The organism is Rossellomorea aquimaris, assembly GCF_003315075.1.
Taxonomy (GTDB): Bacteria; Bacillota; Bacilli; order Bacillales; family Bacillaceae_B; genus Rossellomorea; species Rossellomorea aquimaris_C.
This window is the reverse complement of sequence record NZ_QNRJ01000009.1, coordinates 102,805-124,600: the sequence shown is the minus strand read 5'-3', so window position 1 is coordinate 124,600 and position 21,796 is coordinate 102,805. Positions and strand designations below refer to the sequence as shown.

General features: G+C 43.7%; 21 protein-coding genes. 13 read left to right on the top strand and 8 right to left on the bottom strand.

Features of this window, described 5'->3' with window-relative positions; translation table 11 throughout:
* Positions 1 to 109: 109 nt before the first annotated feature.
* The gene (locus DET59_RS13300) at positions 110 to 1,045 is read left to right on the top strand and encodes an NADP-dependent oxidoreductase (protein WP_113970139.1); all 936 of its coding nucleotides are present in this window, start codon (positions 110 to 112) and stop codon (positions 1,043 to 1,045) included.
* A 44-nt stretch (positions 1,046 to 1,089) separates the two neighbouring features.
* Here the strand turns inward: DET59_RS13300 and DET59_RS13295 are convergent, their stop codons facing one another.
* The 4 genes from DET59_RS13295 to DET59_RS13280 all read right to left on the bottom strand — a co-directional run bounded on the left by DET59_RS13295 (position 1,090) and on the right by DET59_RS13280 (position 4,129).
* Positions 1,090 to 1,536, bottom strand: coding sequence for a hypothetical protein (locus tag DET59_RS13295; protein ID WP_113970138.1), 447 nt, complete (start codon positions 1,534 to 1,536; stop codon positions 1,090 to 1,092).
* Between the two features lie 218 nt (positions 1,537 to 1,754).
* Positions 1,755 to 3,233, bottom strand: coding sequence for a flavin monoamine oxidase family protein (locus DET59_RS13290; protein ID WP_113970137.1), 1,479 nt, complete (start codon positions 3,231 to 3,233; stop codon positions 1,755 to 1,757).
* Between the two features lie 152 nt (positions 3,234 to 3,385).
* Positions 3,386 to 3,703: an ArsR/SmtB family transcription factor gene (locus DET59_RS13285; RefSeq protein ID WP_113970136.1), complete on the bottom strand. Its 318-nt coding sequence runs from the start codon at positions 3,701 to 3,703 to the stop codon at positions 3,386 to 3,388.
* Entirely contained in the window at positions 3,704 to 4,129 is a 426-nt protein-coding gene (locus tag DET59_RS13280) for an SRPBCC family protein (RefSeq protein WP_113970135.1), read from the bottom strand.
* A gap of 310 nt (positions 4,130 to 4,439) precedes the next feature.
* On the opposite strand from DET59_RS13280, the gene DET59_RS13275 reads away from it, so the two are divergent.
* From DET59_RS13275 to DET59_RS13235, 9 genes are all read left to right on the top strand, one after another.
* Positions 4,440 to 5,291 carry an AraC family transcriptional regulator gene (locus DET59_RS13275; RefSeq protein ID WP_309472478.1) on the top strand — a complete coding sequence of 284 codons (852 nt, stop codon included), beginning with the start codon at positions 4,440 to 4,442 and terminating at the stop codon, positions 5,289 to 5,291.
* 226 nt (positions 5,292 to 5,517) lie between these two features.
* Positions 5,518 to 6,237, top strand: coding sequence for a FadR/GntR family transcriptional regulator (locus tag DET59_RS13270; RefSeq protein ID WP_113970134.1), 720 nt, complete (start codon positions 5,518 to 5,520; stop codon positions 6,235 to 6,237).
* Positions 6,238 to 6,468: 231 nt separating this feature from the next.
* Positions 6,469 to 8,253 carry an L-lactate permease gene (locus tag DET59_RS13265; protein WP_113970133.1) on the top strand — a complete coding sequence of 595 codons (1,785 nt, stop codon included), beginning with the start codon at positions 6,469 to 6,471 and terminating at the stop codon, positions 8,251 to 8,253.
* 324 nt (positions 8,254 to 8,577) lie between these two features.
* Entirely contained in the window at positions 8,578 to 9,294 is a 717-nt protein-coding gene (locus DET59_RS13260) for a (Fe-S)-binding protein (RefSeq protein WP_113970132.1), read from the top strand.
* Positions 9,295 to 9,310: 16 nt separating this feature from the next.
* Positions 9,311 to 10,750, top strand: a complete 1,440-nt coding sequence (locus tag DET59_RS13255; RefSeq protein ID WP_113970131.1) for a LutB/LldF family L-lactate oxidation iron-sulfur protein — start codon at positions 9,311 to 9,313, stop codon at positions 10,748 to 10,750.
* Positions 10,737 to 11,441: a LutC/YkgG family protein gene (locus DET59_RS13250; protein WP_113970130.1), complete on the top strand. Its 705-nt coding sequence runs from the start codon at positions 10,737 to 10,739 to the stop codon at positions 11,439 to 11,441. Before DET59_RS13255 ends, DET59_RS13250 begins: the two co-directional genes overlap by 14 nt.
* 324 nt (positions 11,442 to 11,765) lie before the next feature.
* The gene (locus DET59_RS13245; RefSeq protein ID WP_113970129.1) at positions 11,766 to 12,632 is read left to right on the top strand and encodes a DMT family transporter; all 867 of its coding nucleotides are present in this window, start codon (positions 11,766 to 11,768) and stop codon (positions 12,630 to 12,632) included.
* A gap of 120 nt (positions 12,633 to 12,752) precedes the next feature.
* Complete coding sequence (locus DET59_RS13240) at positions 12,753 to 13,844, top strand: serine hydrolase (RefSeq protein WP_113970128.1); 1,092 nt, start codon at positions 12,753 to 12,755, stop codon at positions 13,842 to 13,844.
* A gap of 40 nt (positions 13,845 to 13,884) precedes the next feature.
* Positions 13,885 to 14,907: a beta-carotene 15,15'-monooxygenase gene (locus tag DET59_RS13235; protein WP_113970127.1), complete on the top strand. Its 1,023-nt coding sequence runs from the start codon at positions 13,885 to 13,887 to the stop codon at positions 14,905 to 14,907.
* Between the two features lie 41 nt (positions 14,908 to 14,948).
* On the opposite strand, the gene DET59_RS13230 is transcribed toward DET59_RS13235, so the two are convergent.
* The 4 genes from DET59_RS13230 to DET59_RS13215 are packed head-to-tail and all read right to left on the bottom strand — an operon-like array spanning position 14,949 to position 18,754.
* On the bottom strand, positions 14,949 to 15,602 hold the full coding sequence (locus DET59_RS13230) for an ABC transporter ATP-binding protein (protein WP_113970126.1): 654 nt from the start codon (positions 15,600 to 15,602) through the stop codon (positions 14,949 to 14,951).
* Position 15,603: 1 nt separating this feature from the next.
* Positions 15,604 to 16,662 carry an ABC transporter permease gene (locus DET59_RS13225; RefSeq protein WP_113970125.1) on the bottom strand — a complete coding sequence of 353 codons (1,059 nt, stop codon included), beginning with the start codon at positions 16,660 to 16,662 and terminating at the stop codon, positions 15,604 to 15,606.
* A 51-nt stretch (positions 16,663 to 16,713) separates the two neighbouring features.
* Positions 16,714 to 18,084: a sensor histidine kinase gene (locus tag DET59_RS13220; protein ID WP_113970124.1), complete on the bottom strand. Its 1,371-nt coding sequence runs from the start codon at positions 18,082 to 18,084 to the stop codon at positions 16,714 to 16,716.
* Between the two features lies 1 nt (position 18,085).
* Positions 18,086 to 18,754, bottom strand: coding sequence for a response regulator transcription factor (locus DET59_RS13215; RefSeq protein WP_113970123.1), 669 nt, complete (start codon positions 18,752 to 18,754; stop codon positions 18,086 to 18,088).
* A 184-nt stretch (positions 18,755 to 18,938) separates the two neighbouring features.
* Between DET59_RS13215 and DET59_RS13210 the strand changes: the two genes are divergently transcribed.
* The 3 genes from DET59_RS13210 (at position 18,939) to DET59_RS13200 (ending at position 21,586) form a co-directional block, all read left to right on the top strand.
* On the top strand, positions 18,939 to 19,625 hold the full coding sequence (locus DET59_RS13210; RefSeq protein ID WP_181778152.1) for a sigma factor-like helix-turn-helix DNA-binding protein: 687 nt from the start codon (positions 18,939 to 18,941) through the stop codon (positions 19,623 to 19,625).
* A 3-nt stretch (positions 19,626 to 19,628) separates the two neighbouring features.
* Positions 19,629 to 20,228 carry an ATP-dependent Clp endopeptidase proteolytic subunit ClpP gene (clpP, locus tag DET59_RS13205; protein WP_309472477.1) on the top strand — a complete coding sequence of 200 codons (600 nt, stop codon included), beginning with the start codon at positions 19,629 to 19,631 and terminating at the stop codon, positions 20,226 to 20,228.
* Between the two features lie 296 nt (positions 20,229 to 20,524).
* Complete coding sequence (locus DET59_RS13200; RefSeq protein ID WP_113970120.1) at positions 20,525 to 21,586, top strand: C45 family autoproteolytic acyltransferase/hydrolase; 1,062 nt, start codon at positions 20,525 to 20,527, stop codon at positions 21,584 to 21,586.
* The last annotated feature ends 210 nt before the right edge of the window (positions 21,587 to 21,796 follow it).

Below are 21,796 nucleotides of genomic sequence, written 5' to 3'. Positions count from 1 at the left end.
AAGAATCCAGTAATACACACTGTTTAATGGCGATGGGCCACCATTTGTTTAAATACCCTAAGTAAGAGGGAAGATAAACCGTATGAAAAAAATAAGGAGGCCATCATATATGAAAGCCATTATCATCAACCAATACGGAGACAAAGAGGTATTACAGGAAAAAGAACTCGATCAGCCAGTGATTGGGGATAATCAAATCTTATTGGAAAATCATGCGACATCGATCAACCCGATTGATTGGAAGGTGCGCGCAGGGTATTTAAAAGATATGCTCGACTTTGAATTCCCGATCATACTTGGATGGGATGCAGCAGGTGTGATTGCCGAAACGGGTAAAAATGTTCAGGGGTTTGAAGTGGGAGACAGAGTATTTGCCAGACCTGCGACAACAAGGGAAGGTACATATGCAGAGTATGTGGCAGTGGACGAAGAGCTACTAGCCAAAATGCCGGATAGCATGAGCTTTGAAGAAGCAGCAGCCATTCCTCTTGCCGGTTTGACGGCTTGGCAATGCTTAGTCGATTTTGGACAAATCAAAGAAGGAGATAAGGTGCTCATCCATGCGGGATCCGGTGGAGTCGGGAATTTCGCGATTCAGATTGCGAAAAGCTTTGGAGCATATGTCGCCACGACGGCAAGTGGCAAAAATGAAGAGTTCGTCAAATCATTGGGTGCAGATCAATTCATCAATTATAAAGAAGAAGATTTCAGTGAAGTGCTGCAGGATTTTGACTTAGTTCTGGATTCCATGGGTGGGGAAGTCCAATCAAACAGCTATAAGGTGCTAAAGAAAAACGGAAAACTCGTATCCATTGCACAGCCTCCATCTAAAGAAGAAGCAGAGAAGTATGGCGTGAAAGCTGAATTCCTATGGCTAGATCCCAAGGGGGCGCAGCTCGAGAAGCTGGCTGAATTATATGAATCGGATCAATTGAAACCTGTAATTGGTGAGACATTCGATCTGAGTGAGCAAGGACTGAAGGATGCCCATGCATTGAGTGAAACTCATCATGCTCAAGGGAAGATAGTGATACGTGTTAGATAGAGGGAAGAGGGACGGACCTTTGGAGGTCCGTCCCTCTTTAATGTCTAATAACCTTCCTCGTCTGAGATACTGAGAGCGTTCAATACCGATCTTTTGAGTTGAGGTGTAAGCTTTCTTAATTCATCCATACTGTATACTCCGGCAAAGTATTGAATGACTAGTCCATCCACTAAAGAAACTAGGATGGATGCCCCCATTTTTGAATGGATCATGGGATAGTCATGTTGGCTGTCCACTTTCGATAATTTTCCTCGTAAATGATTCACCATCCGATCAAAAGAGGGACCGAATGTCGTTTGATTAATTTCCCCTCGGCTATATCGGCCCATTACAGATGCAATCATTTCCATATTCTGTTCATTATAATCCCACGAATCGTAGAGAAATGTTTGAATGAACTCTTCTATTGTGCTGCTTTCATTCAGGTTTAGTGCTCGTATGTAATCTTCTTCAAGCTTCTTTAATCCTGAGTCTATTCCATCTGTCCTCATTATACTAACCTCTTTCTTATTATTGTTATTTCACTTGGTTTCCCTAGTTGTTCATTACTAAACATCTCTTTCTGATCTCACACGTCAGGAAAGGCAGTATCAGGGAGAACTCAAGAAACTTGAAAAGGAATTGAATAGGGGATGGGATGGGCGCAGCGATACCAAAGATAAATAAGGAGAGGGACGGACCTTCGATTCAAAGGTCCGTCCCTCCTTCTTCAGTCCGTTCTGTTATTGACCTCATAGGCCGCACGGATGGCTGATTCGATTGCGCCTTCTACCCAGCCGTGGAAAGGGGAGGTATGCTCACCGGCAAAGTGGATGCGGTGTTCTGGTAAGTACAGATGGTCAGAGAAATCCGAAGCCTGGTTGGGAGCGAATAGGGTAAAGCATCCGGCCGAAAACTGGTTTTCTCCCCAGCTGTAGGAGGCACCTGTGGAAAATTCTTTGTAAACCTGATCGCCATATATCTTATAAAGTCCCTGGAGTGCTTCGCGAATCCGTTCATCCTCGGGCAAGCTATTCCACAGATTTGCATTTTGTCCCCAGCTGTAACTGCCGAGCATGACACCCGGGCCAGCGACTCCTATATTGTGACTGGGACGGTACGTATACCGGATGGGAAGGTCGGTTATGATATTTCCAATTTTAATGGTTTCCCAAAACTTTGATTTAAACTCCAATCCGATCTTTACAGACGACACATAATTAAGTTCCCGTATCGCCTTCCATTTTTGAAAGGAGATGGATTCATGAGGGTAGACATCAATAAATTGAAAAACAGAGTAAGGGACCGTAACGATGGTGTAGTCCCCTTGAAAACGATGATAACGGTTTGTAGTGCGGTCTCTCACTATGACTTCCACACCATCATCCTTCTGAATGATCCCATGGACTTTTTGGGAATAGAGGATATTCTGCTGGAGTTCTGGCAAAAAGGAATATGGAAGTTTATCATTCCCACCATCAATTTCATAAAACTTTAATTTATCATTGAAAACCGTACGGACAATGTCCAGGAGAATATCAACGAATGCTAGTTCCGGAAACCCTTCAATGCCCAAGAGGACCTTTACGATCCGGATGGCTTCCGGGGAAAGGGACGTTCCGATCGGATTGAATCGTAAGAAGACGTCAAATGAATAATGATCAAACTTGATTCGCAGCCGTTCTTGTTCTTCAGGGCTTGCTTTTTCGTACAAGTCTAAAAACGGCTTTACAGCTGACGATAATAATTCAATGGCCGTTTTTCCCTGTTCTTCAGGAGGTAAAGGGTAATTGAAAATATCAGGGTTAGTGTTGTAGTTGGAATCTGTCGTCTGAATTCCATTCACGAGATAGAGATCGCTCTTATTTATGAACTCATTTGTTGGTAAGTTGAATTTACGAATATATTCGAATACTAAATCATGCGTTTCCGGGAATCGCATAGCACCGACATCGAGGTATTGGCCTTCTGAGAAAGGCTGCCGCAACGTATATACCCTTCCGCCGATGCGATCATTTCCTTCGAGAATCGTAACGTTATGACCTGCTTTTTTCAAAAGGGAGCCTGCGACAAGGCCGGCCATACCTGCCCCGATAATGATCACATTCTTTAGTTCTTGTTTGGGAACCAAACCATTTTTTACGATAGATACCATATCATCTGGATAAGAAAGATCACCATAATTGTGATTATCAGCTCTATTCCTCATTGCTTTCTCCTCCTTAAGCCAAAGCAAAGCTGCACTACCTATATATATGATAGTAGATAAGGAGAATAGACGGTTTGGATGTAGTTCCTATTCTCTAACTTGTAAAAACTGAAGAGGGACGGACCTTGAGAAAGGTCCGTCCCTGTTTGTGATCAATCTTCGTCTTCGACAAGATATTTAAGCTTGGACAACTTGTTGGTCCAAAACTGCTCATAATACGCTAACCAGTCCTTTAGTTCTGCCAACGGCTCAGGCTGCAGGCGATAGATCTTCTCCCTGCCCACTTTTTTTCCATATACCAATTCGGCTTCAGAAAGAATGGTGAGATGTTTCGCTATGGCGGTACGGCTCATAGGAAAGTGAGAGGTTAGAGCCGAAATGGGCATTTCATTTTCAGAAAGTAGTCGAAGGACTTCCCGGCGGGTCGGGTCAGCAATCGCTTGAAACACATCATGTTTAACAGCAGACATTTAACCTTCTAAAACCTTTCTTAATTTTTCACCTACAATGCCAACCCAACCGATGGACATTCTGTCGCGGATGACAGAGCTTTTTTCATGAGCTTTTGAAACAACGGCATCATCATGCTTCCAGCCGCCATGGATAAGCGTAAATTCTGTTTGATCTCCTACCTCTTTTAAAAGAAAAGAAACCACCCATCCATCTGTATCCCATGAAAAAGACAACTTATGTGGGGGATCTAGCTCCAATACCTTGCAAGGAGAAGGTCCAAAAGGGGATTGAATATGGAATTCATGTCCAACCTCAGGTTCAAAATCATTGGGCATGAACCAAGAGGAAATCCCATCTGAAGTAGAAACTGCGTCCCATACCTTTTGGATGGGAGCGTTGAATAGAACTGTTTGTTTAATATCTTCTAATTGATTTGATTTCATGAATGTCTCCTGCTTTCTTTAGGAATAAGTAACACCAATTGGTTTCGTTTTTATGATATAACACCAAATGGTTTCATGTCAATGTGTTTAAATCAAAAAAGAAGGATATAAATGGACGTTTGTAGAAGTAGAGTCTCGGCATATAAAATTAGAGTAGTTTGTAGTATGTGTATAGCAGGTGAAATTTAATCGATAAACACGGTGGTCATATTATAATATAGCCACCGGTCACACAAAAGCACGGAATGACAGGATGGCTCAAATTCAGAATGATACATTTAGATAGCGGGAAGGAGAAACGAGAGTGGAAATGCTGCACAGGATGAATGATTGCATTCAATATATAGAGGACAATTTGGCTGGGGAAGTCGTGATGGAAGAACTTTCACGGTTGTCTCTCAGTTCAAAGTTTCACTTTCAAAGGCTGTTTTCTCTTGTAACCGGGTATACAGTGGCAGATTATATCCGAAAGAGAAGGCTCACTTTAGCCGCCCAGGAGCTGATCAACCAGAATGCAAAGGTCATTGACGTGGCTTTCAAGTACGGATATGAAACACCGGAATCCTTCTCGAAAGCCTTTCGGAAGGCCCATGGAGTTTCGCCATCCCAAGTAAGGGAAGCCGGGACATCATTGAAGGCATTTCCGCGAATATCCTTCCAAATACAGCTTAAAGGAGAAGTCGAAATGGATTATAAAATTGTGGATAAAGAAGCATTTCAAGTGATTGGAAAAGGAAAAAGAGTTTCTACCTGTAACGGTGAGAATTTGAAAGACATCCCTGCATTTTGGGATGAAGTGAATACGACTGATTTAGACAAGTTGATTTGCGATGCAGCAGGAAATAACGAGATGCTCGGCATTTGTATGGAGTTTGATCATCCTAATGAACAGTTCACCTATTTTATCGGGGCGGAGAAAAAGAAGGAAGAAGATCCTTCATTGGAGGTAAAAGAGATTCCGGCTGCGACCTGGGCTGTCTTTGAATCTGTCGGTCCGATGCCACATGCGATCCAAGGCGTATGGAAGCGAATCTACTCTGAATGGTTTCCTTCGACGGGGTATGAACATGGCGGAGGTCCCGAGTTTGAATTGTACCCGCCAGGCAACCCGAATGACGAGAATTATCGCTGTGAGATTTGGATTCCGATAATGAAGAAATAAGGATGGTTGGCCTCCAGTTCATGTCATGAATGGGGGCTTTTTTTCTATTATCGTCCATATATCATCGAGTTCGAATCCTTTTCAATAAACATTCACCTTTTACCATTCCTGAAAAAAATCCACCATCCTTCCCTCGTTCTTCAATCAATAACGGCTACCTTCATTATTGTCCCCCCACGCATAATACTATAGAATCATATATACATACATATTGGGGTGAATACGATTGAATTATAAACGAATTAAACCGCGAAAAATATACGAAGAAGTAGCTGAGGTTTTAATCGATATGATTAAATCGGGTCAGTTAAAGTCAGGGGACAAGCTGGATTCCGTTCAGCAGCTGGCTGAGAATTTTCAAGTGGGCCGCTCGGCTGTCCGTGAAGCTTTGAGTGCGTTACGGGCGATGGGATTAGTTGAAATGCATCAGGGAGAAGGTACCTATGTAAGGGAGTTCGATTCAAGTATGCTTTCCCTACCCATATATATTGCAGCCTTAATGAAAAAAGATGACGTGAAACAATTGCTGGAAGTGCGGAGAATACTGGAGGTAGGCGCCGTTGAAGCGGCCGCTTCGAGAAGAACTGAAGAACAATTAAAAGAAATAAAAACAGCTTTAGATCAGATGCAATCAGCCAGTGATGAAGAGCTCGGAGAAGAAGCAGATTTCCGTTTCCACATGGCAATTGCCAAAGCTTCACAAAATGAGTTGCTGACGGGTCTCATGAACAATGTGTCGGAAATGATGGTCACTACCATGAGAGAAACGCGCCGCCTATGGCTGTATTCCAAAAAGTCGACCTTAGATCGCTTATACCAAGAACACCAAAACATCTACGAAGCCATCGAAGCAAAAGACGGCCAAAAAGCACAGCAACTCATGCTTAACCACCTCCATAGCGTCGAAGAAGTCCTCATGAAATACTTCGAGGACATCCAAGAATAAGAGGGACGGACCTCCCAAAAAGACCAAACCTTGATTTAACAGGGATTGCGCTTTGATGGAGGTCCGTCCCTCTTGATTTTTTATAAAATTACAAAAATAAGGTTGTGGTGTGTAAGCGTTTTAATTATACTGTTAAATATACATTAGTCATCTGATGACCTGTTAACATGATTAATTAGTTGGGGAGTTTGTGGGAGGAAATCAATTTTACTATTAGAGGGGGAAGTTAGGATGAGTGTTGGTATGTTAGCTTTGTTGGCGGCCATGCCTATTTTTTCGGTTTTCTTGTTTTTAGTTGTATTGAGATGGCCGGCAAAGAGAGCGATGCCTGTTTCGTTGATTGTGACCGTGTTGATGGCCATGCTTGTGTGGGAAGTACCGGGGAATCAGGTTGCAGCCGCAAGTGTGAAAGGGGTAGTAACCGCACTGGAGGTAGCCGTCATCGTATTCGGAGCGATTCTGTTATTGAATACGTTAAAGGAAAGTGGGGCTGTTTTCACGATCCGCAAAGGATTCACGAGTATTTCACCTGACCGGCGCGTGCAGACAATCATCGTTTGCTGGTTATTCGGAGCTTTCCTGGAAGGAGCCGCAGGATGGGGTGCACCAGCGACCATCGTTGGTCCACTCCTCGTTGCAATCGGTTTTCCGGCCATGGGCGCCGTCATGGTGGCCCTTATTCTGCAATCGACTCCCGTTTCCTTTGGGGCGGTTGGAACTCCCATTCTCATCGGAGTGAATACAGGGTTAAAGGATTCATCTTTAGTTCAGCGATACGTGGCAGAACAAGGAACGACCATGGATGCTTACATAAATGGGATCGGAGGCCAGGTCGCCATCATTCATGGGATCATCGGCATCTTCATCCCCCTCTTTATGGTCACCATGCTTACGTACTTCTTTGGAAAAAATAAATCCATCAAAGAAGGATTGGCCGTTTGGAAGTTTGCTATTTTTGCAGGATTGGCGTTTACGATTCCCTATGCTCTTGTCGCAAATCTTCTTGGACCGGAATTTCCTTCCTTGATCGGAGGTTTAGTCGGCCTGGCCATCGTGGTGCCGGCTGCTAAAAAAGGATTATTCATTCCTAAGCGAACATGGGACTTTGACAAAGCATCTAATTGGGACCCGGCGTGGAATGGTTCTCTTACGATTGACGAAACAGAAAAGCCAAAGAAAAACATTTCTTTTCTTGCAGCTTGGATGCCCTATATTTTAGTAGCAGTCCTATTGGTTCTTACGAGATTAAAATCGCTGCCATTCACAGACTGGATCCAGGCCTGGGTTTTATCTGCAGACAATGTATTTGGTACGACGATCTCCGTTGCATCAAAACCCTTGAACATACCCGGAACGATTTTCATCTTCGTTTCGCTGATCAGCATATTCATCTATAAAATGAATATGAAAGATTACGGACACGCCGTTAAAGATTCATTTAAGACCATCGTCAGCGCCATGGCGGCTTTAATCTTCGCCGTACCAATGGTTCAGGTATTCATCAATTCAGGTGTCAATGCTGCAGAGTATGCAAGTATGCCATTGGTGTTAGCCGAAGGGATTTCCAATGTGTTCGGAAGCTATTGGCCACTGGCAGCTCCTACGATCGGGGCAATAGGTGCCTTTGCTGCCGGAAGTAACACCGTGAGCAATATGATGTTTTCTCTTTTCCAATTTGGAGTAGCGGATAATATCCTGGCGACTCCTGCCGTGATTGTTGCTCTGCAGGCAGTGGGAGGGGCCGCAGGGAACATGATTTGCGTTCATAATGTCGTGGCTGCTTCGTCTGCTGCAGGATTAATCGGAAAAGAAGGAAATCTGATTAGAAAGACACTCATTCCAATGGGCTTTTACGTCCTATTTGCCGGAGGGATTGGATATGTCCTGATTAACGGAATCGGCTTTAACATTGGCACCTTGTTCCTCGCTGGAATCATCGTGTTGATTGTGAGCCTTATCATAAAAGGACAAAAACAAAGCAAGAGAGACTTGAAAGAAATCGGGAAAACAGCATAAGGTATTGCCGTGTAGCAGGCTCCCATTCGTGGTGAGCTTGCTTTGTTTCAGCTGCTGAAAAAACGGGAAAAATCAGCAGCTGCATTCAGTACAATAATCAGCAGTCAACATTCGATCGAAATTTAACAGTTGAATTTAAATACCAACATCATTTAAAAAGGAATTACTAACTAAAGCATCGAATTTCCATACTAGAAGATGATTCACATTAAGTCATCTGATGACCTGTTGACTTAACATCATCTACGTTTTACACTAGTACTATGAGTGAACTAGCAGAGAATTCCAATGAATGAATTTCTTCGGAAAGTAAAGGTGAGGTCTATGAAAGTATCATTATTTGTGACTTGTTTAATAGACATATTTCAGACCGATGTGGGAATGGATACGGTTGAACTACTTGAAAGGCTTGGCTGTGAGGTTGATTTTCCAGAGAAGCAGACGTGCTGCGGTCAGCCTGCTTATAACAGTGGATATGTAGCGAAGGCGAAGGAATCAATGAAGCATATGATTTCCGTTTTTGAGAACTCGGACTATGTGATTACTCCGTCCGGGTCATGCGGAACCATGTTCAAGGAGTATCCCCATCTTTTTAAAGGGGACCTTGAATGGGAGAAGCGTGCTCAGGAATTAGCGGATAAAACGTATGAGCTTACTCAATTTATCGTTGATGTGCTGGGAGTGGAGGATGTAGGTGCGAAGCTCGATGGGAAGGCCACCTATCATACATCGTGCCATATGACGCGCCTGCTGGGTGTGAAGGAAGCACCTATGAAACTCCTAAGTCATGTGGAAGGCTTAGAAATGAAACCGCTGCCGCATCGTCATGATTGCTGCGGATTTGGTGGGACATTCTCGGTGAAAATGACCCCGATTTCAGAGCAAATGGTAGATGAAAAGGTGCAGCATGTAGAAGAAACGGAAGCTGATATTTTAATAGGTGCTGATTGTGGATGCCTGATGAATATTGGTGGACGCATTGAGAGACAGGGCAAGCCGGTAAAAGTCATGCATATAGCTTCTGTATTGAATAGTCGATAAGAAAGGAGGAAGGCAAATGGCGATGAAAATAGGAAATCAATCCTTTAACGACCGAGTATCAAGCGGACTTGCCGATACGTTTATGAGGGGAGCCGTTTCCTCTGCCCAAGGGCGTTTCCGGAATGGCCGGTTAAACGCGGCGGAAGAATTGGGTAATTGGGAAGAGTGGCGTAAGCTCGGGGAAGAGATTCGTTCCCACACCATTGAAAATCTTGATTACTATCTTGAGCAATTGAGCGAGAATGTAGCCAAACGCGGCGGCCATGTATTTTTTGCCGAAACAGCAGAAGAGGCCAATGAATACATTACAAATGTTGTGAAAAAGAAGGACGGTAAGAAAGTCGTTAAATCGAAGTCCATGGTGACAGAAGAAATCAATATGAATGAAGCCTTGGAAAAAGCGGGATGCGAAGTTGTTGAGAGTGACCTTGGGGAGTGGATTCTTCAAGTCGATGATCACGATCCACCTTCGCATATCGTGACTCCTGCCCTTCATAAAAATAAGGAACAAATCCGTGAAGTGTTTCGAAATAAACTCGGGTATGACAAGACAGAAAAACCGGAAGAACTGGCTTTTTTCGCAAGAGAAAAGTTAAGGGAAGAATTCCTTCAGGCTGATATCGGCATAACAGGATGTAATTTCGCCATTGCCGAATCAGGAACAATCTCTCTTGTGACAAATGAAGGGAATGCCCGTATGGTGACGACCGTGCCGAAAACGCAGATTACCGTGATGGGAATGGAGCGGATTGTCCCGACATGGGAAGAGATGGATGTCCTCGTAAGCCTGCTGACCCGTGCCGCAGTCGGGCAAAAGCTGACAAGCTATATCACCGCTCTGACGGGTCCTAAACAAGAAGGGGAAGTGGATGGACCTGAGGAGTTCCACCTTGTCATCGTCGACAATGGCCGTTCGAAAATCCTGGGTACCGCCTTCCAATCGATTCTACATTGTATTCGTTGTGCAGCCTGCATCAATGTGTGTCCTGTATATCGACATGTCGGGGGCCACTCGTATGGATCGATTTACCCTGGACCTGTCGGAGCTGTGTTGTCTCCGCTTCTTGGTGGATATGAAGACTACAAAGAGCTGCCCTATGCATCCACATTATGCGGGGCTTGTACGGAAGCATGCCCGGTGAAAATTCCACTTCACGAACATTTACTGCGCCATCGTCAGGAAATCGTGGAGAAGGAAGGGAAGGCTCCTATTTTTGAAAATTTATCCATGAAGGCCTTCAGTCTCGGAACGGCTTCACCAGCCATGTACAATATCGGGTCCAGACTCGCACCAACAACACTTGCTGCTTTTACAAAAGACGGGAAGATCTCAAACGGCCCGGGGCCATTGAAAAACTGGACTGAATCCCGTGAATTTCCTGCTCCGAAGAAAGATCGATTCAGAGATTGGTATAAAAAGAGACAGAAAGGGGGAAAAGCAGATGAGCATAGGTAATATTAAAAATCGTGATTCGTTTTTGAATAACCTGGCCGGTCACCTGGGAAGAGAGCGGAAATCTCACGTAGACAAGCCTCAATGGAATCATAACCCGCAATGGGAAGTGTACAAAGATTACTCTCAGGATCAGCTCGTTGACGTATTAAAGAAGCAGTGTCAGTTCATTCATACCGACGTACATGAAACCGTTGCTTCAGAGTTGTCCACTCTGATCCCCCATCTCATAAGGAGTTACGGTGGGAAAACTGTTGTGACCTGGGATGACCCTCGATTTGCCGAGTTTGGTCTATCTGATTTGGGAGATGACGGGATAGATGTCCGCATATGGGATCGCAATGGCGGAGAAGAGAATCTGGCTTATTCAGCAACTGCTGATATCGGTATAACCTTTAGTGATGCCACACTTGCCGAGTCAGGGACGGTTGTCTTATATAGTGATGATGGCAAGGGACGTGCAGTCAGCCTGCTGCCTGCAATCTACATTGCCATCATCCCCAAGAGTACAATCGTCCCAAGAATGACCCAAGTGGCCAGGGACATTCACAATAAAATCGAAAGCGGTGAACGAGTCGCATCCTGCGTGAACTTCATATCGGGTCCAAGCAACAGTGCCGATATTGAAATGAATTTGATTGTGGGTGTGCATGGTCCCGTTAAGGCTACGTATATTATTGTGGATGATCAATAAAGTTGATTTGGGCCTGATTGCTGGTTTAATGCTGGCGGTCAGGTTTTTTTGTTATTATTGAAAAGCAACATCGTTTTTCACTCTTTCCATTATGGCAATCATGTAAATATCATCATGTTCCAATACTTTCTCTGGGCGCTCTTGACTCACTCCTGTTAATCATGCTGCCATTAAGTCACATGTAAATCACAATTTCTATTTTGGGATGAGTGTTTTTCTTTTGTATAGGGAGTTTTTAAAAAAACAAGCCAAATCCCTCCAACAATCACAACGAATTTGTTACACTATCTAAGTTGCTAAATCGTTCAATCATTGGAGGAAGTTATGTCAGATCGAAATAAAGGAATACTCCTATTACTTCTATCAGCGTTTGGCTTCTCCTTGATGGCGGCATTTGTGAAGCTGTCAGGAGATGTGCCGACGATACAAAAAACATTTTTCAGGAACATTGTTTCTGCATTTATCGCATTTGGTTTTGTCCGGTATCATAAGGAACGTTTATTCGGGAAGAAAGAAAATCAGAAGCTGCTGTTACTGCGCTCCAGTTTAGGAGCTGTCGGGATCGTCTTGTTCTTCTATGCGATTGACCATCTGGTGTTATCAGATGCCGATATGTTGAACAAGCTCAGTCCCTTTCTGACCATCATCTTCTCGGCTATTTTCTTGAGGGAGAGGACCCGGGTGTTCCAGGTGGTGGCCATCATCATTGCGTTTATCGGAACACTGTTCATCATCAAGCCTGCCTTTTCCTTCGATACCATCCCTTATCTCGCAGGGGTTTTCTCGGCTATTTTCGCAGCAGGGGCATACACGGTCCTTCGTGTGTTAGGGAGCAGGGAGAAATTTTATACGGTCGTCTTTTACTTTTCTTTCTTTACGACCGTTGTGCTTCTCCCGTTCGTAATTGGCTTTTATGAACCGATGAGCGTGAAACAGTGGATCTATCTGTTATCCGCAGGTGTATTTGCGACAGTGGGTCAGTTCGGAATCACGATTGCCTACAGGTTCGCACCGGCAAGGGAAATATCAATCTTTTTCTATTCAACCGTCGTGTATTCCGCCATGATCAGCATCTTCTTATTCGGGCAGATACCGGATGTGTTGAGTGTCATCGGATACATCATCATCTTTGCGGCTTCGTTTTATATGTTCTTGAAAAATAATCAAGCAGCCAAAAGGCAGGAAGCATAATTGGAAAATACCCATCCTGAATAAATGGATGGGTATTTTTTTATATAGAGAGATAAAATGAAACATTTCCCATTTTTCATTCGTAGATATACTAACAAGGTTATGACAGGGGTGAACGGAATGAAGATTGCTTTCATTATAGTCGGTGTCTGTTTTGTCATTGGAATCGGTGTAATCGTTGCAGCAAGACACTATTTAACTAAAGAAGATCCAGAATATCTATTAAACTACTTAAAGAAGCACCATAATAGCAGCTTAACCGTATCACGGAACGGACAAACCGTAACTGCTATCCGGGAAAATAATATGTTCCCGTTAGCAAGTACGGTGAAAATCATAATAGCAATTGAGTACGCGAAACAGTGTGATGAAGGAAAAATAGATCCGTCAAAAAAGGTATCATTAGAACAATTAGATCAATATTATATTCCTAATACAGACGGGGAAGCCCATGAGACCTGGATTGATTACTCCAAAGGAGAAGGGTTGCTTCGAGAAGGATCTACAACCCTGGAAAATGTCGTGAAAGGCATGATTTTATTCAGCTCCAATGCTAACACCGAATATATGATGAACCTTCTGGGAATCGAGAACATCAATAAAGTACTGATAGAGCTGAAAATGGATCAGCACGAGCATCTATACCCCATCAGTTCAGCCATGCTGATACCCGCCTATTTAAAAAATGAGTATCCTGCTTATTCAGAGAAACAGATAGAAAACAAACTGAGAGAGATGTCTAATGAAGAGTACATCGATCATTCCCATAGGATTTTCACTTCTTTGACAAAAGGAGAAAAGCATATATACATTGAAAATAGTCATTCGGACAAGTCCCTTCAGAAAATATGGTCAGACAGACTGACGAAAAGTACGACGGCTGAATATGCAGAAATCATGAGGAAACTGAATTCAAAGACGTATTTTTCAATAGGAACCCAGGAAAGATTGGATGCAGTGATGGAAGGAATGATGGAGAATCCTAAGAACCAGGAATGGTTAATGCATGCTGGGAAAAAAGGCGGGTCTACATTATTCGTTGCCACAAATGCTGCCTATGCAACAGATAGAGATGGAAACTCGACGGAGATCGTCTTTTTTGCCAATGATCTCGAGGAAGTGGAACGTCAAAAGATCTTAAACAATTTAAACGGATTCAATTTGAAAATTTTGAGAGATGAAGATTTCCGAAAAAAGCTGGAAGAGTTATAATGTAAGTATATGGAATTAATGTTGGGAGAGGGGAGTTTTCATGGTCCTGCCTGAAACAAAATTAGCGAGATGGGCGATCGCCCTGCTAGGTGTTGTTCTCCTTAGTAATCTTTTATTGTATCAACCATTGGTTCAACAGTTTCTTTCTATTGAGTTGGAAAGTGGGGTAGTCATAGGATCTCTACTGGATTTGATGATTATTTCCCCTGCCCTTGCCTATGCCGCGTTTAAACTGTCGAAGAAGCAAGTCATTGGGTTGATGGTATTCGGCCTTGTGTTAGCAAGGTTTATCATTCCTGAAGAATTATTTGCACCGTTTACCATCCTGTTATATTCCGGGATAGGAGTAGAAGTATTATTCCTGGCAGCAGAGTTGGGACTTATCTTCCTCACCATTCGAAAATTTCCCGAAATTCGATCTGCCATGAGATTACTTGGCGTGGGACCGATCTTTTCTTTCCTGCCGGCAGTAGAGAAGAAAGTAACCGGTCACATTCTGATCCGGATCCTTTCCTCAGAGGTATTAATGGTTTACTATGCTCTATTCAGCTGGCGCCGCAAACCGCCTCTCCATGCCGGGGCTGTAACGATGCATCATAAGACCAGTGCCGTTGCCATGAATATCATGCTCATCCATGCCGTCGTGATCGAGACGATCGGTATCCACTGGTGGCTTCATTCCAAGCTGCCGATTCTGTCTTTCATTCTCTTGATTCTGAACGTTTATACCGTTCTATTGTTTATAGCTGAAATTCAGATTACCAGACTGCATCCACTGGAAGTGAAAAATGGTCATCTTTATGTGACGCAGGGATTGATGCAACGAACAGACTTCCCCCTTAATCAAATTGAAAAAATCGAATGGGGAAAAGAGCCGGGCAAAGAAGCACTCGTTTTCATGCATAAAGACTTTGAAGAGATCCATCCACAGGTGGTGCTGTTTCTGAAGGAACCTGTGGAAGCGACAATGTTTATGGGGAGAAAACAGCTGGTATCAGAAGTTGCCTTAAGAGTGGATGAGCCGGAGAAATTAAAGGAATTGTTGGAGATAAAGAGTTCATGATAAAAAAGTGCCTGACTCTTGATATGTCAGGCACTTACTTCTTACGTCATCCGGTACACCCAGTCACAATGCCCGATCATCGTTTCATCATGCGTCACCATGATGGTGGCGATATTTCTTTCCTTCGTTTCCTTGGCTAGAAGTTCCACTACGGCCTTACCGCGGGCTTGATCAAGGCTTGCAGTGGGTTCATCCGCAAGAATCAATCTCGGTTCGTTCATAAGGGCACGGGCGATGGCAACCCGCTGCTGCTCACCACCTGACAGTTGTTCAGGATAATGGGAGCAGCGTTCTTCCAATCCAAGATGAGACAATAATTCCCCTGCTCGTTTCCGAAGACTGTCCCCCTGATTATTCAGCTTTCCTACAAACATTAATTGCTCTTCCACTGTTAAAAAAGGAACCAGGTTTGATTGTTGAAAGATAAAGCCGATTTCCTTGAGGCGAAGGGATGTTTGTTCTTTTTCGTTGAGATCGTGGACGTTTCGCCCATTCATTTTCACTTCTCCACCAGATGGACGGGTTAAGGCTCCTATGATGGAAAGGAGCGTGCTTTTTCCCGATCCGGAAGGTCCTAATATGGCACCGAACTCACCTGGATTTACCCTCATGGATACACGGTCCAATACCGTCAGCTTCTCATTTCCCTGTTCATATGATTTGCTCACATCATTTAACTCTAAAATGGCTGTCATCTTATTTCACACTCCCGATTGCTTGTAATGGATCCACAGTCACAATGCTTCTAAAGGATAGGAGTGAACCGATCCACGCCATCAGCAGAATTAATGCACTGTTGAATAGAATCATGGTGATCGACAATTCAAAAGGTACGCCTGCCGGAATCACTAATGTCAGTACATAGGTGACGACATTCCCTGCAACGATGCCCGCGATGGTAAGGGTGGAAATTTGCGCGAATAGTGCACGGAGAAGAATGCTCACTTTCGTCCCGATCGCTTTTAGAACACCGTATTGGTGAAGCTTTTGCAGGGTCATGACATAGAAGAAAGTGGCTAGGACAATCGCTGATATGATGAGCAGAAAGATCACCATCATATTTAGTGAGCCTTGCTCTGCAGAATATCCGGGCACATTGGATAGAATGTCTTCTTTAGACGCGATATCCATTTCTGAAGGGGTGTCTATCGTTCTTTCATTCTTAAATAGAATGGCTTGGTACGTGAGCGAGTCTCCAAAAAGATCCTCCCATGTGTCTAAAGAGGTAAAAATAGCCGGTGTGTGCCCGTAGCTGAATCGTTTTTCGGTAAATCCTTTGATCATCCACTTTTTGTCGTCGTAGGTGAATGAATCCCCAATCTCCAACCCTTCATCCTTCAAGCCCGGATCAGCAAGGACTTCGTAGGGTGCAAGCTTCGGGTTACCTGCTGTCATCGGCATAAAAGCACTATTGGGGTCAGCGGCAAATAGGCTTACATTCACGGTCTTGTCTCCCCGATTGATCTCTACCATTTTCAGACCAAGAGGAGATCCACCTTTGATAGAAGAAATATCTTGTTCTGTTAACTGTGATCGTTCAAGCTGATGTGTGTCGCCCGCTTCCACCACATAGGTGTCAGCCGGCATATTCTTTATAGCCGAAGCGTTATCCACCGATAATCCATTGGCAAGTCCTGAGATCGATAGGACCAGACTTGTGATTAAGGTGATAATGCTAATAATTAATAAAAACTTCATCTTCGCATAACGCATTTCTTTCCATGCCAGAAACAAAAAAATCACCTTCCCTTTCATTACTTCTCCTCCATGATAAAAGGGAAGTATGAATGGAAGATGAACAAGGGATTAAGGAAGAGTCACCGTAAAGGTGGTTCCTTTATTGATCCCGCTCTCAACATGGATTTCGCCATGGTGCAGGGTGATGATTTTTTTGACAATGGAAAGGCCAAGGCCGCTGCTATCTTTTTCTTTACTCCGTGAGGAATCCGCTTTGTAAAATCGTTCAAATATCTTTACCTGGTGTTCAGGAGGAATTCCGATTCCGCTGTCTTGAATAATGAATTTGAAACCCCTCTGATGTGTTTGAAGGAACAGGTTGATTTCGCCCCCTGGGGGAGTGTATTTGATACTATTGGTCAACAGGTTCTCAAATGCCTGATAGAGCAGCTCTTCGTGACCGTTATATGTCACGTCATCGGCTTCGATGGACACAGCGAGGTCTTTTCTTTCCCATAGCCATCGTGTTTGTTTCATGAGCCCATGGAGCAATTGAGTCATGTTAATGGGTTCATGTTGAATCAATCCATGATCCTTATCGAGAGAAGCGAGGGTCAGCAGTTGCTTGCTCAGCTTCGACAGCCGGGTGCTTTGTGATTCAATCACCTTTAAGTAATGTTCCCGATCCTCTTCTGACAGGGAAGGGGAGAGAAGCAGATTGGCATAGCCTTTCATCGAGGATAGAGGCGTTTGGATTTCATGTGATACATTGGAAACGAACTCCTGTCGCATATTCTCCACCTGCATCAGCTGCCGGCTCATGGATGTAAAGGACCGGGCAAGGGTACCGATTTCGTCCTTGCGGCTTTCATTCAATTGAACCGAATACTCACCGCCGGCAATTTTCTTCGTGGCATCGGTCAATTCCCGAATCGGTTTCACAAGATAGCGGGTACTGAAGAACACAATCAGCATGCTGAGTAGTATCGTAAAAAGAAGCAGGACAGATAGGAGAATATGAATTTCATTAAACTGTTGTTTCACATTGGGTCTCATGAACAGGGCATGGGGTTCTCCATTGATTTCAATGGGAACACCAATGCTGTTGGTTAATTCGTTTGAGAAAAATCCGGTCACAAATGTGGTAGAGGGATAATTCGCAATTCCATGGTAAGTGGATCCGTTCACAACACTTTCTACAATTTCTGGAGAAAGGCTCCGGTCACGGAAGTCTTCTCCGTAGAATGTTCCGGAAGCTTCACCATCGGTTACATAAAATTGATAGCTGAGCTTCGCCGTTTGATGAAAAAAAGCAGGTGCATCCATGGAAGAAGCATTATATAAACCAACGATGTCTTTCGCGATTTCAGTATTTTTATCATCATTGGCTGGCTTTAAAATATGTTGATAGTAAAGATTCGAACCGATGAAAGCAATGACACTGCTCGTCAACATGATAAGAAGGGTGACGACAACAATCCGGACATACAGCGAGCGCATTTTAAGTCACCTCCAATTTATAGCCGACTCCACGAACAGTAGTGATCAAGAAATCACCGGAATGTCTGAACCGTTCACGAAGCCTTTTAATATGGACATCAATCGTCCGGTCATCCCCTTCAAAATCCATTCCCCATACATGTTGAATGATCTCTTCCCGTGAAAAGGTTCTGTTAGGGAAGCTTGCTAAATAATATAATAGTTCAAATTCCTTAAGAGGAAGAATGATTGTCTTTGACCCGTCCTTCACTTCGTACGACCGTTTATCAAGGATCATATCATTGAGACGGATTTTCTGTGACGAGGCACGATGAAATCTCCTTAGGATCGCTTGTACACGGTAGAGAAGCTCTTCTTTTTCAAAGGGCTTGACCATATAATCATCGGTCCCGGCTTCATAGCCTTTTGCTTTATCGGTAAGACTGTCCTTGGCGGTCAAAATAATAATCGGGATATCGTAGTCCTCCCTGATTTCCTTCGCCAATTGAAAACCATCCTTATTCGGCATCATCAAATCGACAATCGCCAGATCCATCGACTGTGCTTCAAGAATGACAGAAGCTGCGTCCCCGTCTTCTGCTTCGGTAACCAAGTAGCCATTCTGCTCTAAATGAACCCGTATAAGCTTACGTAAATGGGGATCGTCATCCACGACAAGTATTGAAATCATCACTAATCCTCTTTTCCGTCACCTGTTTTTATGAATCAACTTTAGCACAACTCACGCTGCCTACACCAATTAATGACCCATTCCAGTACTGTTGGATATAATATAAATAAAAATATCTTTCTCCCATATCTTTTTCACCTATTCATCCGTTATTAGTATGAGAGGATTCAAAGGAGTGAGGACGATGCCAACGAGGTCTGGTTTAAAAAAGAATGAAGGACAGCCAAATGATGAAGTCATGGAAGAGCTTGTTCCCAAGCTCTATCGATACTGTTATTTTCTGACGAAGAGCAAATGGGACGGTGAGGACTTGGCTCAAGAGTCCTTATTTAAGGCACTGAGTCATTACCCTGCTCAACAATGGAAATCATCTTTACTCAATAAAATCGCTTATCATCTATGGGTGGATAAAGTTCGGAAGCAGAGTAAGGAATCGGTTGGGAGTGTCCCGGAAGTGAAGGCTGAAGACATTCCGAAAGAGGGAATCAGTCTTGAAACCATTGAAAAGCTTTCAAGAAAGATGACCCCCAAACAGTTAGTCACTTTTGTTTTGAAAGAGGCGTTTCAATACAAGATTTCTGAAGTGGCAGATATTCTGGGGATGACGGAAAGCGCTGTGAAAGCCTTGCTGAATCGATCGAGGGAAAAGCTGAAAAAATTCTCCGATGATGAAAGTGGGAGCGGCATTCAAACCTACTGGAATGAAGCTCTTCAGGAAGAGTTGAACGCAATTTTATACCGCAGCCTAATGGCTCAGGATCCAAGCCTCCTTTTGGCATACATTCCAATCCTGCTTGCACATGCTCCAGTCCAAGGCCGAATTGTACGAACGTCTGGCTCTCCTTCAAGCGTCCTCTCACTAGCTGCATAACGAATGAAGGAGGAAGTAAGGATGAATACCATACCTTATGTCATTGAACAGTCAAGCAAAGGGGAACGATCCTACGATATTTATTCGCGATTGTTAAAAGACCGGATCATCATGGTGAGTGATGAAGTGAATGACCAGATGGCAAACAGTATCGTCGCGCAGCTATTATTCCTGGCTGCAGACGATCCGGAGAAAGACATTTCCTTATATATCAATAGCCCCGGTGGCTCCACTTCAGCAGGGTTCGCCATCTTTGATACGATGAACTATATAAGTCCCGATGTTCGAACGATCTGTACCGGAATGGCGGCATCATTCGGAGCAATGCTGCTGCTTGCAGGCACAAAGGGAAAACGGTTTGCCTTACCAAACAGTGAAATCATGATCCACCAGCCTTTAGGCAGCGCCCGTGGGCAGGCAACAGACCTGGAGATTTCAGCGAAACGGATCCTGAAGCTAAGACAGCACATCAACGAAATCATTGCTGAAAAAACGGGCCAGCCTGTTGATAAAGTTGCCCTTGATACCGATCGTGATTATTTCATGAGTGCCTATGAGGCGAAGGAATATGGGATTATTGATGAGATTATTGAGAAGAAGTGATGGAAGTTGGAGCGGTTATTGTGGCCGTTCCTTTTTGTGTTTATGGGAGGTGGGCGATGCCAGACACATGGGTCTATAGTCGTACCTGGTACATTCGAGGGTGATTGTACCAGGTACAAACCAAACCTTATCCGATTTATCATTATCCAGGTAACGTGTAAGGCATTTCCCGCTTATATAGGAGTATGTTATTTTCACAAGTTGAAAGGCAGACTTACCAGAATTCCGATTCTTTATTTTTACCTTCTTATCTATTATCCTTAGAGAAAACAGTCTGACAAAAAAGAGGGACAATCATGAAAACAATACATAGCGATGTGATTCAATTCCGGGGATCTCATTACGATTTTGGCTTTATGCAGGGGGAAAAGATAAAGAATTCGATCACAGTGAGAAATCGGGAGAATCAGTGGAAGGTAAGAAAGCCCCGTTTCTCGATTAACATGGAGGAAGCGAAGCAGGCGATCATGAGATTTGCTCCGGGTGTATGGGATGAGCTTATCGGATTACAGGAAGCGCTCGGGTGGCCCATGGAGAAGGTGCTGCAGGAGTTTGGCGGATACCGTGTTGAACATACGAAGTCGGGCTGCTCGATTATGACGGGTGAAAATTATTTGATCCGGAATTATGATTATCATCCGAAGACGTATGAGGGAAGGTATACGTTTTACCAACCGACGGACGGGGGATATAGTATCATCGGACCGAGTCAGCGGGTGACGGGACGAATGGACGGCATGAATGAAAAAGGATTGGCGATCGGATATAACTTCATGCATCGCAAAAGTCCAGGTGATGGCTTTATTTGCTGTATGATTGGACGATTGATTCTGGAATCTTGCGGAGATGTATCGGAAGCCGTTGAGATGTTAAAAGAAATTCCACATCGTCATTCGTTTAGTTATGTAGTGTACGATACAAGTGGAGAAACATTTATTGTAGAAACATCACCACGTGGGGTAGAAGTTCGTCAGTCCAATGCATGTACGAATCATTTTGAAGTGATGACCCATGAAAATCGAAATCATCTGGTCGATTCGAAACGCCGATTGAGTATCATTCAAGATAAGCAGATTACAGATGCCCATGAAGCTTTCCGCTTAATGAACGACACGGATAAAGGCGTTTTCTCCGATTTATACGGAAGCTGGGCCGGCACCATCCATACATCGGCTTATTTTCCGAAAGAAATGAAAGCCTGGTTTGCCCTGGGGGGAGATCGGGAACCGGTTGTCTTTGATTTTGCCCAGTGGCTTGAGGGGGAAGATGCAGCCCTTGAAAGAATAACCGGAGAAGTGAATACGGATATTCCCTTTGTTCACATGGATGAAGGAGCGGATTGGTTTAGTAAATATTAGTAGAACCTCGGGAGTATTCCCAAGGTTCTTTTTTAATAGAAAGAGTGAAGAGGGTATACTTCCATTTTACTAGAAAATATTTTCTGATTTTTCCTTAATTATGGGTCTTTTAGTCGGTTTTACGTATTTTTGCAATAGTGACAAAATAGTCACATAGTTTTTGAAATTAGAATCAGTATAATAGAACTAGAAAGGTTGCTTTGCAGGAGG